Origin of the sequence: Amycolatopsis regifaucium (genome assembly GCF_001613935.1) — a bacterium.
In the GTDB taxonomy this organism is placed as follows: domain Bacteria; phylum Actinomycetota; class Actinomycetes; order Mycobacteriales; family Pseudonocardiaceae; genus Amycolatopsis; species Amycolatopsis regifaucium.
The window spans coordinates 123273-139410 of record NZ_LQCI01000009.1 but is presented as its reverse complement, the minus strand read 5'-3'; the positions used below and the strand labels follow the sequence as shown (position 1 = coordinate 139410).

The following is a 16138-nucleotide window of genomic DNA, read 5'->3' as shown; positions in this document are numbered from 1 at the left end:
CCTTTTCGCATGATCACCGGCAGGAGCGAGCATGGGTCATGGTGGCGCGAAACCGCTTCTCCTCCGGTCCGGCTCGGTGCCGATGATCGGCCGGGACAAGGAACTGGCCGCCTTGCTCGGCGCGGTGGAACACGCACCGTCGATTTGTGTTCGTGGAGGGACAGGCCGGAGTGGGCAAGACCAGATTGGTCGCCGAGTTCGCCGCGACCGCCCGCACCCGGGGGATGCGCGTGCTCGTGGGCGCGTGCCAGCCACTGCCCGAGCCGTTTCCGTACGGGGTGCTTTTCGACTGTCTCAGCCAGTGCGGTGACCGCCTTGATGACCCCGGCCCGGTGACCGGCGCCCTGCGTGACTACCTGCCGGAGCTCGCCGGGTTCCTGCCACCCGCGCCACGTGCTCTGGGCGACGCCGAGGCCGAACGGCACCGCATCTTCCGCGCCGTGCGCGAACTGCTTCGCTCCCTGGGAACCACCGTGCTCGTGCTCGAGGACCTGCACTGGGCGGACGAGGAGACCCGCTGGGTACTGCGGTTCGTGCTGGCGAGCCCTCCGCCGGGCCTGTCGATCGTGGCGACCTACCGCCGCGAAGACCTGCCCACCGTGGCCCCGCTCGGCTACCCCTCGCACATGCCGCACGGGGTCACCGGCATCAACCTGGTCCTGCGGCCCCTCGGCGTGGTGGAGGTGCGCGCCATGATCGACGCACTCGTGGCGGAGGAGGTGACCTCGGACCGGTTCGCCGAGGCCGTCCTGCGCGAGACGGCCGGGATCCCGTTCGTGATCGAGGAAACCGTCCGTGCGCTGCGCGACCCGATGGCGGACGTACGCGCGGAAGGTGATCTCGCCCAGCGGGTCGTGGAGGGGATCGATGTGCCGGTCCTGGTGTCGGACGCGATCAGGGAGCGGATGGGGCGCCTGCCCGACGCCGCGCGGTCCATCGCCGAGGCCGCCGCGGTGCTGGGCGTTCCGGAGACGACCGATGTCCTGAGCGCCGTGGCGGGTGAATCGAAGGTAGAGCACCTCATCGAGCTGACGAAATCCGGTGTGCTCGTGGAGGAGACGGCGAATAGGTTCGGTTTCCGGGAAAACGTCACCCGGCGCGCGGTCTGTGCGTCACTGCCCGGCCCTCGGCGACGAGAGTTGCACGAACGCGCCCTAGCGGCACTCTCGGCCCTTGGCCGTGTACGTGCCGGTCGTCTATCCGTGCACTCCAAAGCGGCAGGCAGGAAAAGTGAATGGGTGCGCTACAGCGAACTGGCCGCCGAGGCAGCGGAGGAAGTCAAGGACGTGACCACCGCAGTCGACCTGCTGTCCGAGGTGTTGGCCGATCCGGAGATCAGCGTCGAGGACACGAACCGGCTGGCCGTCAAGCTGTGCGGGTACGCCTTGATGGGGCTGCCCGGCGGGGCGGTGACGGCGCGGGTCGAGAGTCTGCTGTCGGACCCGAGGCTCTCCCCGGACGTCCGGGGCGAAGTGCACCTGTGGTTCGGGCTGCTGCTGCAGCGCGAGACCGGCGAGGTGGACCGCGGTGCCGACCAGCTCGCCCGCGCCGTCGACCTGCTCGCCGACCAGCCGGAACGCACCGTGCGCGGGCTGGCGGCCATGGCAGGCCCGTACCTGGGGACCGTCTCGATCGCCGAGCACCAGATCGCACTGGACCGGGTGGAAATGATCGCCGACCACCTGCCCACTCAAGCCCTGCGGACCGTCCTGCTGGCCACGACGCTCGGCGGGCGGCTCATCGTCGGCGACTCCAGCACCTGGAAGCGCGTCGCCCAGCTGCCGTCTCCTTCCGACGTACACGACCCCGACGAGATCCACCACCTGGCCCGGGCGCACTGCAACCTCGCAGACGCATGCTCGTGGATCGGGCACTATGCGCGAGCGCGGGAGTTCTTGCACAGCGGGATCACCTTGGCCGAGCAGGTCGCCGCCTCCTACGTGGTCGGTACCGCCGAAGCCACCGCCGTCCGGCTGGACTGGCTCGACGGCCAGTGGTCGGGGCTGGAGAAACGGATCGACCACCTGGTCGGAACCTACGCGAACCTGCTGCTGACCACCGACCTGAACCTCACGCGAGGCTGGTTGGCGGCCGCACGCGGCGAATGGGTGCGAGCCGAGCGAGCCTTCGCGGCGGCTGGCTCGTACCCACTCGCTCAGGTTTTTCCGGTAGGCGTATCGGCTGCCGGGGGCATGGCGGGCATGCTGCTCAGCCAGGGCAAAGTCGCCGCGGCGGAGGAACATGTGGAACGCGGCGTGGCGATGCTGCGGAGCAAGGGCGCGTGGGTGTGGTCAGGCGACCTGTTGCCACAGGCTGTCGACTTCTACCTGACTGTCGACCGCGCCGACGCCGCGCGTCAGCTCGTCGCCGAGACAACCGTCGGGCTGGGAGGTGTCGACGCCCCGCTGGCCCACGCAGCGCTGTCCGGCTGCCGCGCAAGGCTGGCTGCGGTGACGGACGACCGCGACGAGGCAGACCGGCTCTACCGGGAAGCGATCGGCCTGCATCACGACCTGGGCCTGCCCTACCGGGCCACCCAACTCGCCGAGCAAGCCGAAGGCGGAGCCCTCGCCGACGTCACGGTGCTCGACGTCCTCGCCCAGTCCTATGAATCACTCGGGGCGACGGTCGACGCCGCCCGATGCCGCCACCGCATCCGCAGCACCGGCGTAGCCACGCCTTCCCGGCGCGGGAGGCGTGGCTACGGCAACGAATTGTCCCCACGTGAACAGGATGTCGCCCGTCTCCTCGCGGGCGGCCACACCAACCGCGAGATCGCCCAAGCCCTGTTCCTGTCCCGCCGCACCGTCGAGGACTACGTCGTCAAGGTCCGCCGCAAGCTGAACGCGCCGTCCCGCCACGACGTCCGGCTCTGAACGCTCGCGCCCTGCCTGCGACTGCTTCCTGCTTGGCGACACCGCAAGCGGCCCCGAGGCCCGCCCAGACACCGGCTCATTCGATGCATGAAACGACACCGGATGCGATCGTGTCGGGGTCAGCGCTCCTCGGTCACGGACACGGGCGCCCGTACCTCTCGCACCCATTCGTCGCCTGATGCCTCTTCGGCCTGGGGGAGAACGCCGAACGCGGAGAGCCACACGTCATCATCGGCAACCACGAATTCCGCCCGGCTAATCACTTCCCGGGTGTCACTCTGATCGCGGCACGACCGGACCTTTGCCGAGAAGCACGGTCAGCGGCATGAGCGGATGTTTGCCCGGTACCGATGGTGCGGTGTCCGCAGATGCCCGTGGTATGTGCCGGTGAAGTGGCTGTTCAGGCGAGGTCTTCGAAGGAGTCCTCACCTGGGCGCCAGCACATCCATTGGCCGTCGGTGAAGCCGGTCAGGTTCGCGATCTCGGGTCCGGCGAGTTCGGCCGGCGTCGGGTGCAGGGCGAGAGTGCCCGTGTCGAACTCGAGGCTCAGTCCCGTGCCGGTGGCTTCCTCGGTGGAGACCACGGTTGCGGTGACCAGGGACCGTAGCGCGTCGGCGTAGCCGGGTCGGCCGTCGGTGTACGTGCCATTGACGACGGTGACAGTCGGCATGACGTCGCAGGTCAGGATGGGCAAGTCGCCACCGGGTCGGTCGAAATGCAGTTGGACGTAGTCGTACACGAAGTTCACCGAGTACAGCCGCGACCCGACCAGCCTGCCCAGCAACTCGTTCGGCTGGTACCCGTGTTCTGACATGGCGCCATCCTGCCGAAGCGACCTCGTGCCATCGGCATGAGCGGTCCACGTGTGCCCGAAAACCCGTCCGCAGTACACGACAACTGGCGCAGCCTGGCCTGTTCCGCATCAGGCGAACCCGCGACCTCATCGGGTCCGCGGAACAGCTCGCGCTCGCCCCGCCGGACGCCGCGCACACCGCGTTCACCGGCACCGTCGTCGACGTGCTGACCCGCGCGGGCCGCGGCAGCTGACCCTGGGCGCGCTGTACCACTCGGTGTTCCGGGCGATGCGGGACGCGCAGCAGCCGCTTCTCGCACGAGAAGACGCGTGACATGGGCTTCGGCGACTCCGCACTCCTTCGATAGTCCAGCTACACCCTCGTCGGCATGACAAGACGTTGGCAGGATGCGGACAGCGGCGCCGGAACCGCGTGCCAGAGGGCTAGCCTGCGCTCGTGGAGCGACAGGGGCAGCAGCAGTGGTTTCCGGAATTCCCGTACCAGCCCGGTTACCCGGCGCCTTCGCCGAAACGGCGTCGAACGGGGATGATCGCCGGGATCACCGTCGGCGTGCTGGTGGTGATCGCCGGTCTGATGGCCGGGCTGCTGGTGTTCCTGAACAGCAAGGACGACAGCGCTGCCTCATCCTGGCCTATCAGCGAGAGCAGTACCTCCCGAACCCCGCCGGCGCCCGGCTGGAAGACGCTGGAGCTCGGGCTGGGCGTGTTCGTCGAGGTGCCACCCACCTGGCAGCCGGTCGATGGAACCTACATTCCGGAGGTGCGAACTCGAGGGGCGCGGTACAAACCGGGCTACTGCGCAACGAATTCGAAAGCCATCCTCGGCCAGCTGTACCTCGACCGGGCGCGTACCACCGATCCGATGGCGGCCGCGGCGGACGCGTTGATGTATCGGGGAACGCGGGCTTTCCGCAGCGGCGGTCAGGTGTCTTCCGGCCCTGTCGGACGCCGCCCGGACGGCGGGGCGCAGGTGCAGGGCACGGTCACCCCGCACGGCAGGGACGACTGCGACCCGCCCTCGACCACCTATCGGGTGGTCGCCTTGCCTACAGCGCAGGGAACGCTGCTGGTCGTGGTGTGGGGGGACCTGCAGATGCCGGACTCGCCTGCCGAAGAGGACCTCACCAGGATCGCGGACAGCGCGCGCCTCGGATGACCGGGCTCCGCCTTTCCCGTCAAGAGAACGACTCAAACGCTCACGCACATCCTGATGACCATCCACAAGGGACAATATCTCGGGATCGATCCGTTGCCCCCGACACGGTCATGGACTCGACGACGTTGATGCCACCGAGTTCTAGGTGCGGCTCAGTTCGGGGTGCCGCGCAGTCCCAGCCCGAACAGGACATTCGCTGCGGGGGCTCGGCGCGAGGCGGCCCACCGATCATTCGGTTCGTTGGCTGACCGAATCTCGATCAACCCGCGACGGCGCAGATCGTCTGGCGCGACAACCGATGGATCACCGATCCCGCCCCCACACACGACGACACCCCTCGACGGCGCGACAGCGGACATCCGGGCGTCTCCGCCAACCCCACATCCGAAGCAGTGGAAGGTGTTGTAGGCAGGGCGGACTCTGACCGCCCGGGAGCCGCAAAACGGGCAGGCTCCCTGCAGTTGCGCGTCCCCAAGCGGGCTCAGCTTCACGTGCGGCGCGACGACCTCGACGATGCCGTGCGGGCCGGGCGGCTCCGCGGCCGAGATCGAGGTGACGGCCATGGGCCCGGACTGTACTGGCGACGTCGACGCCAAGACTCGGTCACGGCGAGCCGGGGCTTGAAGTGATGCGAGACCGGTGCGTCATGTCCTGTCTGTCCGCTCGAAGGTGGCTTTTCCGGACTAGGCACTGTCGTCGCTGATGGCTGGGCTCCCGAGGTTGACCGGACCGGCTGGTGGGCGCTCGCGGATCTTGTCGAGGTTCACGAGCCTGCGAGCCGCGGCGGGACGATCGGTCTTCTGGACCCGCGACCTCCCCGAGCCATCCGTTGGCCTACGTCGTCTATGCCTTCCGCAGCCACTCGGCAAGGGCGGTGTAGTCGGCGTCCGCGAGGCCATGCCGGGGGTCGACGCGGTGTAGGAGCGCCGGCACCGGGTGGTGCGCGCGCACCCACGCCTGATCGGTGGCGGTGATCTCGTCGTCAACCCAGGCGAATGGACGTTCTGCCGCCCAGCCGACGAGAGCGCGGGTCTTCCAGTGCAGTCCGTGCCGCTCGTCCCGTTCCTCGAACTCGGAAGTCTCCGGCCAGTCGACCACTGGCAACTGTGGGAGTCCCAGTCGCGGCGATAGGCACTCGTTCGCTTCAGCAGCCCAGGTTGTGGCCCAGACCAGATCACAGGGCAACGTCGCGAGACGGGGCCCATGCCTGGGATTGAGCCTGGCCAGGAGGGGGTTCGAGCTGGAGGTAAGGGAATTCAGATCAAAGAGATATGTCGGGTACTGCCCTGACGGAGCGCCGAACGGGATGAGCGGCCCGTCGACGTCAAGAAAGAGCAGCGGCCGTTGTCGGGAGCCTGTCACGACAGCACGATAGCCGCCGATTTGGGGCGGTGTTGTCCCTGTGCGTGTTGAGTATGTGGACTAGCCACGGTGGCCACTGACGATCGGGATCCCGAGGTTCACCAGTCCTGCGGGCGGACGTTCGCGGAGCTTGTCGAGGTTCAAGAGCTTGCGAGCTGCGGCGTCGCGGCTGGTCTTCAGGCCGGCGACCTCCCGAGCCTCGGCGGCGCTGAAGGGTGCCGCGTTGGGGAAGTCGATGAGCCAGGTTCCGTGGCGGCGGCAGGTGGGCTGGTCGACGCGGCGCAGGATTGAGACCGGCGTGGTGATTCCGTGTTTCGCGGCGCAGCGGCGGCATGGCCGGATGATCCGGGATTCGGTGGTGCGGACCGGTTTGGCGTAGATAGCGCTCCAGTGCAGCGTCGGGTGTCCGCCGGCGGTGGATGCCGAAGATCCCCAGGGCGCGGGCGAGAGCATTCGGCGAGCGGCCGGTCATCGCGGCGAGCCGGTCGATCGCGAGGTCGTTGAGGATGAGTTCGCCGGTTCGCCAGCTGTCCGGGCGGAGTGAGTAGCTGCGGACGGTGGAGTCGGCCTCTCCGAGGTTCGTCGTGATGGCTTGGAGGTCCCACTGGTTGTTCTCGGCGAGCAGGGAAAGGCAGAGGCCAGCCCAACGAGCGCATGTTCGATCAGAACGTGAAGCCAAGGAGAGAGCCACCGACACCCCCCAACGAAACACCTGCCTATCGGCATGAGCGGATGTTCAACGAACCGGTGTGACCGAAGTACCCTCATAGCATGTCCCATCCCGTAACCCGAGCCTCGTTCAAGCACGCCTTGCTTCCCATCGCCAACCCCCGCGAGCTGCCCGCTCCGCAACGGTTGTGGACCGACTCGGAATGGGAGCGGATCAAGCTGGGACTGCAGGAGAAGGACATGGACGACAAATGGGTGGCGCTGGTCGAAGGCGACCATCTGTCCATCTATCGTGCTGGGGTCGGGCAATGCGTCTACGACGCCGTCTTCACTCCTTGCGAAGGTGGCTACCGAATCACCACGGCCCGGACGGGACGCGGCCGCGACGACCGGTCAGAACTGCACAGCGCCTTCCTCGAACTGCTGATCACCGGCCACATCCTGCACTCTCCCGACAGTGACCTATGGGCCAGATTCGCCAATCTGGGCGGAATACGCGCCCTCTTCGGTTCCTGACCGAGCGCTGCACACGGCCGCTCAGCTGGGGAGTAGACCCGCTGAAGACCAACCCATGTCGACATTCGCTTCGAACGCGACCCGCTGGATGCTGATCATGCCCGCTCCGGCCGCGGGACCGCCCTCTCATCGGCATGAGCGGACGTACAACGGGAGCGCGCGCCCTGCGGCAGGAGCATATGTGCGACTTCAGAACTGCCGGTGCCAGGGACTTGCGACGCCGGTTCGTGTCGTGCTGCCGCCGGGTGGCAGGCCGAGGGTGCCGATAAGGGTGTGGTCGCTGTCGATGGCGTGGTGCGGGTGCCCGATCTTGCCGGTGCCGCCGTCCGCGTCGGAAGCACCGATGAGCTGCCATATGCCGTTGTCGTGCTGGACAAGCAGAATCGGCTCGCTGTGCTCGCAGATTTCCAGGGTTTGGATACAGGTGGTGGATGAAGCCAGTGCTTCATCCACCAAGCCCGGCGGTCGCGCTGCATGATCTGGTCGGCGACCCACCAGATGAACGGCAGGTCCTCATGGGCGCGTGCTTCGTCCGCGGTGAGGTCCGGGCCGCCCTGCGGCCCGCGCTCCAAGGGGTCGTCAGTCAGCGTCGTCCGCGCCGATCCCGACCGACAAGTGAGCGACATGTGGGTCCCGCCGGTCCATTCCTGCTCACAGTGTCGGTCGGCACCTCGACCAGAGCACCCTCTAGCACCTGGATATCCACCACTGCACGGTAGCCGATCAAGAATCCGAACAGCCCCGTTCGTACTGGCGAATGGCCGCAGGAGGAGCGAGGGCAGGTGCGGTTCACGCGGATCCAGTTTTGACTACCGTCCGGTCTTGACGACGGTAGCGCCCTGCTGCTGGTGGGTTTGCCAGTAATTCGCGCTACTTCTTCGTGGGTGCGGACCGCTTTCGTGCGCATCCGGACCGCGCGGTGTGCTCACCCGTAGAGGTGATCGATCGTGATCGTTCCCGACTCCATGACGTGCCGGCGATCGGGCGGTCCGGCAGCGTGCAGCCTGGCGGTGGCCACGGCGTTGTCGATGGATGGCGTTTGCCCGGCCTGGCCCTGTCCGGAACTGTCAGGCGGGTGTCAGTACTTCCAGGTGGTGCCGGTGCCGCGGTATTGCTCGCCACGGTCAGCCACATCTTCGTGGGTTCGATTCGAACAGCGCCGGGCGCTCAGAGGTCGGGGAGGTCCAGATCGATGTTGAGTGCGTGCAAGCCGCCGTCGACTTCGATCACCTTGCCGGTCAGGTATGCGCTCGCATCTGTAGCGAGGTACAGGACGGCGGCTGCGACGTCCTGCGGATCACCGATGCGCCGTAGCGGCGTTGACGCCTCGGCGCGCTCGCGCGCCGGTCCCTCGCCAACGAGCTTCTGTAACGCCACCGTGAGCACGATGCCCGGAGCCACGGCGTTGACCCGGACCCGGGGCGACAGGTCGGCGGCGGAGAGGCGGGTGTAGTGCGTCAGCGCCGCCTTGGCCGTCCCGTAGGCGAGAAACCCGCGGCCGGCGACACGTCCGACCACGGACGAGATGTTGACGATCGCGCCGCCGTCGCCGCGCAGCATCACGTCGGCCGCGGCACGCGTCAGCGCGTCCGCGGTGGAGACGTTGAAACGAAAGGCTTTTTCGAGCGCTTCCGTTGAGCTGTGCCCCAGCGGGCCGGGACGGCCCCCGCCCAGGTTGTTGATTACCACGTCGATCCGGCCGAATTCGGCTTCGGCGTCCCCGGCCAGTGCCGCTCCGGCGTCCGGATCGGACAGGTCGCCGCACACCAGGTGGGCCCGGCGACCTTTTCGCCGCACTTCCTCCGCCACCACGAGCAGTTGGGCCTGCGTACGCGCGGCGAGCACGACATCCGCGCCTACTTCGGCGAGCGCGATGGCGCACGCCGCACCGATGCCGCGGCCGGCGCCGGTCACCACCGCCACCTTGCCGTCCAGACGAAACCGGTCAAGAATCATGAGTCGCCGCCTTGGTGTCGTCGTGCGCGTGACCGCACGTGCCGACCTGGCGCGAAGTCGCCCGCGGGATGACGGGTGCTCCCCGGGACACGGGCGGGGACGGCCGGTCCCGACAGGGGCGCGAGCCACCGAGTCCACGCCTGCCACCAGGATTCCTGATGTGGCACCGAACCGGTCCACCACACCGAAGGGTCGCCGGGCAGCGGAGTCGGTCCCGTCCGGTAGGCGGCTTTGGGGCGCGGCGGGCTGATGATGCTGCCCACGTGCCCGGAGGGCACCAGGTGGAAGGCCACGTCACCGCCGAGCAACCGTGCGCTGTGATACACCGTCTGCCACGGGATGATGTGGTCCCGGACACCGGCGACCACGAAGGCGTTCTGCGGGGCGGTGGAAAGGTCGACCGGCCGTCCCGCTAGTCGCAGCCGGCCGCGGGCCAGCGTGTTGTCGATCGACGACCGCAGCGTCTGCTCGAACAGGACTCGGGGCACGCCCACCCCGTCCTCGCTCCACGCCCAGATGTCAAAGGGCTCCGGCCGCTCACCGAGGAACCAGCCCGAGATCGACGGCTGCCACAGCGTGTCCCGCGAGCGCAACAGGTCGAACAGGAGGCTGATGCGGCCGGCGTCGACCAGGCCGTCGCGGTCGGCCAGGATACGGGTCAACAGCTTGATCTCCAGGTCCGACCACCGGTTCACGCCGTTGTCGGGTGAGGGGTGATCGAGGGCGGACACCAGCAGCGTCAGCGACGCCGCACCTGGCTCACCGGCCGCGCTGAGCCAGGCGGCGAGGGACGCCGCGAGCATCCCGCCCGCGCACACCCCGGTCAAGTGGACTTCCGAGGAGCCGGTGATCTCGCGCGCGACGTCGAGGGCACGTAGCGGAACCCGCTGGAAATACTCGTCCAACCCCGTTTTTTCGTGGTGGGGCAGGGGACTGCGCTGGCTGATCGCGAACACCGTGAATCCTTCCCGGACCGCCCATTCCACAAGGCTCCGCCCCGGGGCCAGATCGAAGATATAGAATTTGTTCACCCAGGCGGGGATGAGCAGGAGGGGAACCTGATGCACTTCGGTGGTCTGCGGCTCGTACTGGAGCACTTCCATCAAGTCGTCGCGATACACGACCCGGCCGGGTGTGGTGGCCAGGTTCGTGCCCAGGCGGTAGGCCCCGGTGGGCATCTTGGCCGGGCGGCCCCCGCGGTGCACCACGTCGTCGAGGAGGTTGCTCATGCCGCGGGCCAGGCTCGCGCCGCGGGTGGTCACGACTCGGCGGAGCGCGGTGGGGTTGCCGATGAAGGTGTTCGCGGGCGCCGACGCTTCGGCGACGAGTTCCGCCAGGAGCCGCGCCTGCGGCCGTCGCCACGCAGGGACGAATGGGACCTCGGCGCTCGCCAGCACGAGTCGGCGCCACACAAGATATCCCCGGAGCAGGAACCGGTAACCGGGAGAGTTCCATACGACGTCGCGAAACCGTGCGTCCCCGGGATCGGGCCTGGCCTCGACCGCCTTCCGCGGCTCGCGATACCACCGCCGTGCTCCGGAATTCGGTGGTGACACGGAAGGTTTGAACCGATCGTAGATGTGCTGCTCGGGGTCATGCGCTTCCACTGTTCGTGCTCCTCACCGGGACCGGCGGTCGACCGAATCTCGCTGTAGTGGGGGCGGATGCCCGGCAGGCGAGGGCGGTGCGCGGGGGTCACGAGCCGCTGGCATCCACTTCTCTGCAAGACCGTAGAACCGTGCGGTGCGCGTCGGCAGGCACGTTGGCGGGGTCGCGGCTTCGTTGGAGGCCACAGAGGTGTGAAAGGCGCAGCGAGGTGGCTCGCCGGGGGAACCGCGCCCCGACCACGACGCCGTGTGCGCCAACAGCGCGCTGTCTCACGTGGACGATAGGGTCGTGCCGAAACCCGCTGTGGCACCGTTCCGCCGCTTCGGTGCCCCAAGGCCGCACGCGCGGTACCCAGGACGGCAAGTCGTCCGGATAGGGCGGTGGCGAACGTGTGCGCGCCGCGTGGCGATGGTCCACCACACGAGACGGCCGCGACGGGCGACGCACGTCGCGGCACCGCATACGGTCGGTGGCACGGATCGTGGATCCGAGATCCGTATTCCGGAAGTGACATCGGCCTGGAGGATTTCCCATGCACAGCAGCATGCCCGCCGAGCCGCTCACCATCGCACGTATCGCGAGGTACGGGCCCACCGCCCGATATGGCAAGGCCGACAGGGCGTGGGCGACGGGAGAAGGTGACGGCGGGGAGCGCACACGACGAGCGGGCGCGACGGTGCGGATCAACCGCGGGACTCCGCCCGGGTGAGCGCGATGTGGACGATCGCCACCGCCCACTCTTGGTCGTCGCCGAGCTCGGAATGCTCTTCCAGCGTCCGTCGCAGGCACTCCCACACCCCCGCCTCGGTCCAAGCGAGAAAGCGACGGTGCGCCGTCGCGGGGGATACGCGGAACACGTCCGGCAACCGCCGCCAGGCGCAGTCGCTCACGAGCACGAACACGATCGCCGTGAAGACGTCCCTGCCCGCCAGCGGGGTGGTCCCACCTCCTTGCGGTCGTGGGTCGAATTCCGGTACCAGCGGCCCGATCACCGTCCACAGCCGGTCGGGCACCAAACGCCGGGACAGCTCCTCTCCCATGCCGGAAAGCATGGGCAGCGGAAGTGGGTCCCACAAGGCGCAGCCGGGGCGCGCACGCTCGACCATCGCGCCCCGGCGCGCGGTCCGCACGAACCGGGCGCACCACGTCCCGGCGGAACACCGGTGCGACGCCGGATTCCCACGCCCAGAGAGGAAAGCAGATGACAACCAGGCCACCGGAAACGAGCGCCACGGTGATCGACCAGATCCTGGATCGCTTGTGCGCCTTGGGAGTAAGGCACCTGTTCGGTATGCCGGGAGACTACAACCTGCAGGTACTCGATCGCGTGGTCGCCCATCCGCGCATGAAGTGGGTCGGGACGACGAACGAGTTGGGAGCCGCCTACGCCGCCGATGGTTACGGACGGGTCAACGGCTTCGGCGCGCTGTTGACCACTTTCGGTGTGGGTGAGCTGAACGCGATCAACGGCGTGGCGGGCAGCTATGCCGAGCGTGTCCCGGTGCTCCACATCGTGATCGGACCGACCACTGACACCGAGGGGGCGGACAGCCCAGTCCACCACACGATGGGGGATGGTGACTTCGACCGGTTCGCCCGAGCGCACCGTGAGGTGGTGTGCGCGGACGCGGTGTTGCGCGCCGAGGACGCCCTGTTCGAGGTCGATCGCGTGGTGACAGCCTGCTTGCGGGAGAGCCGGCCTGGGTATCTGCGCGTACCGCGCGACGTCGCCCTTGGTCCAGCGCCGCCGCTTCCGTCGCTGAATCGGCCGGATCCGAAGGCCGCCCACCCGGGCAGTCTGGACAATTTCCGCGCGGCTGCCCGGGTGCGGCTCGCCGAGTCGGACGACGTCGCGGTTCTGGCGGACTTCTTGGTGGACCGGTTCGACGCCCGCGCGGAGCTGGCCGAGCTGTTGGCGGCCGGGCCGCTCCCGCACGCGACGGTGATGGCCGGCAAGACGGTGGTGGACGAGCAAGCCCCCGACTTCCTCGGGCTGTACGCCGGTGCCATGAGCGAGGCGCACGTTCGCGCCGCCATCGACGGCGCGGACCCGCTGATCATGGCGGGTGTGCTGCTCACCGATCACGCCACCGGCAAGTTCACGCACGAATTCGATCCCGAGAAGGCCATCCGACTCGGGCCGACGTCCGCACGGGTGAACGGCGTCGAATTCCCTGGCGTGCCGCTGGCCGCCGCCCTGACAGTGCTCACGGCGCTGATCAAGGAGCGCCCGCCGGCCCGTGCGTCCGTCACGGCACCGCGACGGCAGGCTTCTTCGACGGCGAACCCCCCGGTGGGGAACTTCCCGGCGGCGGTGAAGAAGTCCGCCGCGGCCCTCTTCCGCACTTTCTGCGGACGCTGGACGCCGCTGACCCAGTCCTACCTCTGGAAAGCCGTGGGCGAGGCCGTGCGGCCCGAGTACATCGTCTGCGCCGACAGCGGCACGGCGCTCATCGGCGCGGCGGAGCAGCGGTTTCCCGACGGCGCCCGCTTCGTTTCCCAGCCGCTGTGGTCGTCCATCGGGTTCACCGTCCCCGCGCTGCTCGGCGCGCAACTCGCCGATCCGACCCGGCGCGGACTGCTGCTCATCGGCGACGGCGCGGCTCAGCTCACCGCACCGGAACTGGGCGTCCTCGGCCGCCACCGGCTCAATCCCATGGTGGTCCTGGTGAACAACGACGGCTACACGGTCGAGCGGATCACCCATGGGATGAGTGCCGTCTACAACGAGGTGGCCCGCTGGGACTGGTCCGATGTCCCGGCCGCACTCGGCGTACCGAACCCTCTTGTGCTGTCCGCCCGCACCCCCGCCGAGCTGGACAGGGCGCTCATCCGGGCCGCCGCCACCACGGACCGGCTCGTCCTCATCGAAGCGTTCCTGCAGAAGGTCGACGTGCCACCGGCCTTCCACCGCATGACCGCCAACCGGCCCGACAAGGCCAAGTGGGTACCGTGAGCAACCCCGCGCGCGAGCCGGTCCGGCGCGGTCCCATCGCCGGGCCGGCTCGCATACCGGGCAGGTCAGTTCGCCGCCGGTGCGGCCGCGAACTCGCGCGCTTCCTCCGGGTGGCCCAGTGCCCCCAGCCGCCCACTGAAGTCGACGAGGTCGACGGCGCATTGTGCGGAGTGCACACCTTTGAGTGCCTCCACCGCCTGTTTGGCGGTGCGACAGGCGTACTCGACGTCCCCCACCTGGAGCTGTGCCGTGGCCAGGAGCATCAGCCTGAGCGCGCGGCGCCGTGACCAGCCCGGAGGACATCCTTGAACGGCTTCGCGAGACCAGCGCACGACGGTGGCGAGCTGGTCGAGGTCCCGGGCGCACCGGGCAAGCTCCTCGGCCAGGTAGGCCTGATCGACGTGCGCGACCCAGGCCGGCTGCCTGCCCCGGCCGCCCCGCTCCAGCGCATTGATCGCCTTGCCTGCGGCTCGCTTGCAGGCTTTCGCGTCGCTCAGCATGGCGTGGCCGCGCGCCTCGGCGGCATGGCAGACCGCTTCGACCTCGGGGGTGGCCCCGCCTCGCGTCCCTTCCTGTGCCACCCGGGCGAGTTGGACGGCCTCGTGGGGACTGCCGAGCGCGAGCGCCATCCGGCTCATGCCCGATGCCAGCAGATACGCGCCCATGCTCCGGTCGTCCGCGGCTTGGGCGAGCCGCAGAGCCTGGATGTAATAGCGCTGCGCGAGACCTGGCTGACCGGTGTCGACCGCCATGTACCCGGCCAGTTCGGTGAGCCGGGCGGCGGTACCGAGCAGTTGCCGACCGGCCGAGACGCGGTGGGAGTCCACGAGCGGCCGGGCGACGACGCTGTCGAGGTAGTGGACGACGACGGGCCGGATACCGGCGCTGCCATAGCGGTGGTCGAGATCGGCGAACGCGGCTGTCGTCGCGCGCACCGCCTCGACATCGTCCGCGGCAGGTCCGTCGTCGGTGCCGACGTCGTCCGGGACACCGATCAGCCAGTCGCGACTGGGCTGCACGAGCACGGAGGCCGGCAGCACCTCGCCCGTCAGCGGGCCACCGCGCTGAGCGTCGCTGTGCCACAGGGCGCGCACGTGGCGGAGTGCGTCTGTCAGGACGGGCTCGAACCGCAACCCCGCGGCTGGTGCCGTGCTCGAGTCCGGCGTCATGCCGATCTCGTCCACGGTGACCGGGCGGCCCAGCTTGTCACCGAGCGCCTCGGCGATGACCGCGGGCGCCGGGCCGCGCGGTTGCTGTCCCCGTAGCCAGCGGGCCACCGATGTCTTGTCGTAGCGCAGATCCAGCCCTCGCCCGGCGCCGCACATGTTCACCCGGCGGGCGAGCCCGGTATTGGAGCACCCCGCCTCCTCCATCACGGCTCGTAGTCGCTCGTTCGCCTTCCGACTCGCTGGCGGTCGGCTACTCATGACCTTTGTCTCCTTCGTGTCCTGGACGAGTGAAACCGTGAACTCGGTGTCGACGGCGGCTGCGTTGCTGGGCAGGCTGACTTCACGGGGCGCCGACCGGCGACGTCAGGGCAGGCAGGGGTCGCGCGATGCGGGTGAGCACGCCGGACAGGGGCGCGTCCGCTGGTCACGACGCAGAGTCAGCGGAAAAACCCCTGTCCGCCAACGACATCTGCTTGTCGCGGAAAAGATTCCGCTACTGGCCGAGCAGGGTGGCCCGCGCCTCGCGGCGCGTTGCGCAAGGCACTGGGGCGACATCGGTGATCCACAGCTCGACGAACCACGCGTGGCGACCCGCTTCCGGCACGATGATGGCCTTGCGCCGCAACGGTTGTGCGATCCCGCGTCGCTGGTTCCGGCGTCCCTCACGCCATAACGCTTCAGTGCCGGCGCCACGGCGGTCATCCTCTTCACTGCTCGCACAGCAGCCCCTCATAGAACCACCTGGAAGATGCCCTCGCCGGACGGCCGCGGCGAAATCAGCCGGTCCGATGGCCGTCGGGTGGCTCCGACGTCGAATCCGCATTCACGCCGAGAGACGGCCGGTCCGGATTTATTTACCGACTACGTTACGAAGGTCGTAGAAGAAAGCCGCCACGCATCCGAACCGCGTAATCGAACGTCGCGAACCGGCATGATCGAGATGCCTACTCGGAAAATCCGGTTTCGCCACTGCGAAGGCCAGGAGAACTGCCAGGGAATATAATTGAGAGCGAGGTCACAGTTCTCGTCGCACATTGCGCCAAGCGTGGGATCGGA

13 protein-coding genes are annotated in these 16138 nt (G+C 68.5%); 4 read left to right on the top strand and 9 right to left on the bottom strand.

Annotation, left to right across the window (positions count from 1 at the left end):
• Window positions 1–146 precede the first annotated feature (146 nt).
• Window positions 147–2876, top strand: a complete 2730-nt coding sequence (locus AVL48_RS10605) for an ATP-binding protein (RefSeq protein ID WP_244162554.1) — start codon at window positions 147–149, stop codon at window positions 2874–2876.
• A gap of 400 nt (window positions 2877–3276) precedes the next feature.
• Here AVL48_RS10605 and AVL48_RS10600 read toward each other — a convergent pair whose 3' ends face one another.
• Window positions 3277–3690, bottom strand: coding sequence for a hypothetical protein (locus AVL48_RS10600; protein WP_061987394.1), 414 nt, complete (start codon window positions 3688–3690; stop codon window positions 3277–3279).
• A gap of 436 nt (window positions 3691–4126) precedes the next feature.
• On the opposite strand from AVL48_RS10600, the gene AVL48_RS10595 reads away from it, so the two are divergent.
• Window positions 4127–4846 carry a DUF8017 domain-containing protein gene (locus AVL48_RS10595; protein ID WP_143104800.1) on the top strand — a complete coding sequence of 240 codons (720 nt, stop codon included), beginning with the start codon at window positions 4127–4129 and terminating at the stop codon, window positions 4844–4846.
• 152 nt (window positions 4847–4998) lie between these two features.
• On the opposite strand, the gene AVL48_RS38195 is transcribed toward AVL48_RS10595, so the two are convergent.
• The 3 genes from AVL48_RS38195 to AVL48_RS10585 form a co-directional block, all read right to left on the bottom strand.
• On the bottom strand, window positions 4999–5409 hold the full coding sequence (locus tag AVL48_RS38195; protein ID WP_074038248.1) for a CHC2 zinc finger domain-containing protein: 411 nt from the start codon (window positions 5407–5409) through the stop codon (window positions 4999–5001).
• A gap of 280 nt (window positions 5410–5689) precedes the next feature.
• Entirely contained in the window at window positions 5690–6208 is a 519-nt protein-coding gene (locus tag AVL48_RS10590; RefSeq protein WP_061987398.1) for an HAD domain-containing protein, read from the bottom strand.
• 60 nt (window positions 6209–6268) lie between these two features.
• On the bottom strand, window positions 6269–6661 hold the full coding sequence (locus tag AVL48_RS10585; protein WP_061987400.1) for a hypothetical protein: 393 nt from the start codon (window positions 6659–6661) through the stop codon (window positions 6269–6271).
• A 318-nt stretch (window positions 6662–6979) separates the two neighbouring features.
• Between AVL48_RS10585 and AVL48_RS10580 the strand changes: the two genes are divergently transcribed.
• Window positions 6980–7393, top strand: a complete 414-nt coding sequence (locus AVL48_RS10580) for a hypothetical protein (protein WP_061987402.1) — start codon at window positions 6980–6982, stop codon at window positions 7391–7393.
• Window positions 7394–7582: 189 nt separating this feature from the next.
• On the opposite strand, the gene AVL48_RS39765 is transcribed toward AVL48_RS10580, so the two are convergent.
• The 4 genes from AVL48_RS39765 to AVL48_RS10560 all read right to left on the bottom strand — a co-directional run bounded on the left by AVL48_RS39765 (window position 7583) and on the right by AVL48_RS10560 (window position 11997).
• Window positions 7583–7846: a hypothetical protein gene (locus AVL48_RS39765; RefSeq protein ID WP_208616259.1), complete on the bottom strand. Its 264-nt coding sequence runs from the start codon at window positions 7844–7846 to the stop codon at window positions 7583–7585.
• A gap of 714 nt (window positions 7847–8560) precedes the next feature.
• A complete protein-coding gene (locus tag AVL48_RS10570; protein ID WP_061987404.1) occupies window positions 8561–9349 on the bottom strand; it encodes an SDR family oxidoreductase in 789 nt (262 codons plus the stop codon).
• The gene (locus tag AVL48_RS10565) at window positions 9346–10905 is read right to left on the bottom strand and encodes a PHA/PHB synthase family protein (protein ID WP_244162576.1); all 1560 of its coding nucleotides are present in this window, start codon (window positions 10903–10905) and stop codon (window positions 9346–9348) included. The genes AVL48_RS10570 and AVL48_RS10565 overlap by 4 nt, the downstream gene beginning before the upstream one ends.
• Window positions 10906–11640: 735 nt before the next feature.
• Window positions 11641–11997: a transposase gene (locus tag AVL48_RS10560; protein WP_061987557.1), complete on the bottom strand. Its 357-nt coding sequence runs from the start codon at window positions 11995–11997 to the stop codon at window positions 11641–11643.
• Window positions 11998–12158: 161 nt separating this feature from the next.
• Here AVL48_RS10560 and AVL48_RS10555 point away from each other — a divergent pair, with 161 nt between their 5' ends.
• Window positions 12159–13913, top strand: a complete 1755-nt coding sequence (locus tag AVL48_RS10555; protein ID WP_063816575.1) for an alpha-keto acid decarboxylase family protein — start codon at window positions 12159–12161, stop codon at window positions 13911–13913.
• Window positions 13914–13978: 65 nt separating this feature from the next.
• Here AVL48_RS10555 and AVL48_RS10550 read toward each other — a convergent pair whose 3' ends face one another.
• Window positions 13979–15340 (bottom strand): NsdA family TPR-like regulatory protein, encoded by a 1362-nt coding sequence (locus AVL48_RS10550; protein ID WP_482746684.1) that lies wholly within the window; start codon window positions 15338–15340, stop codon window positions 13979–13981.
• Window positions 15341–16138: the final 798 nt, after the last annotated feature.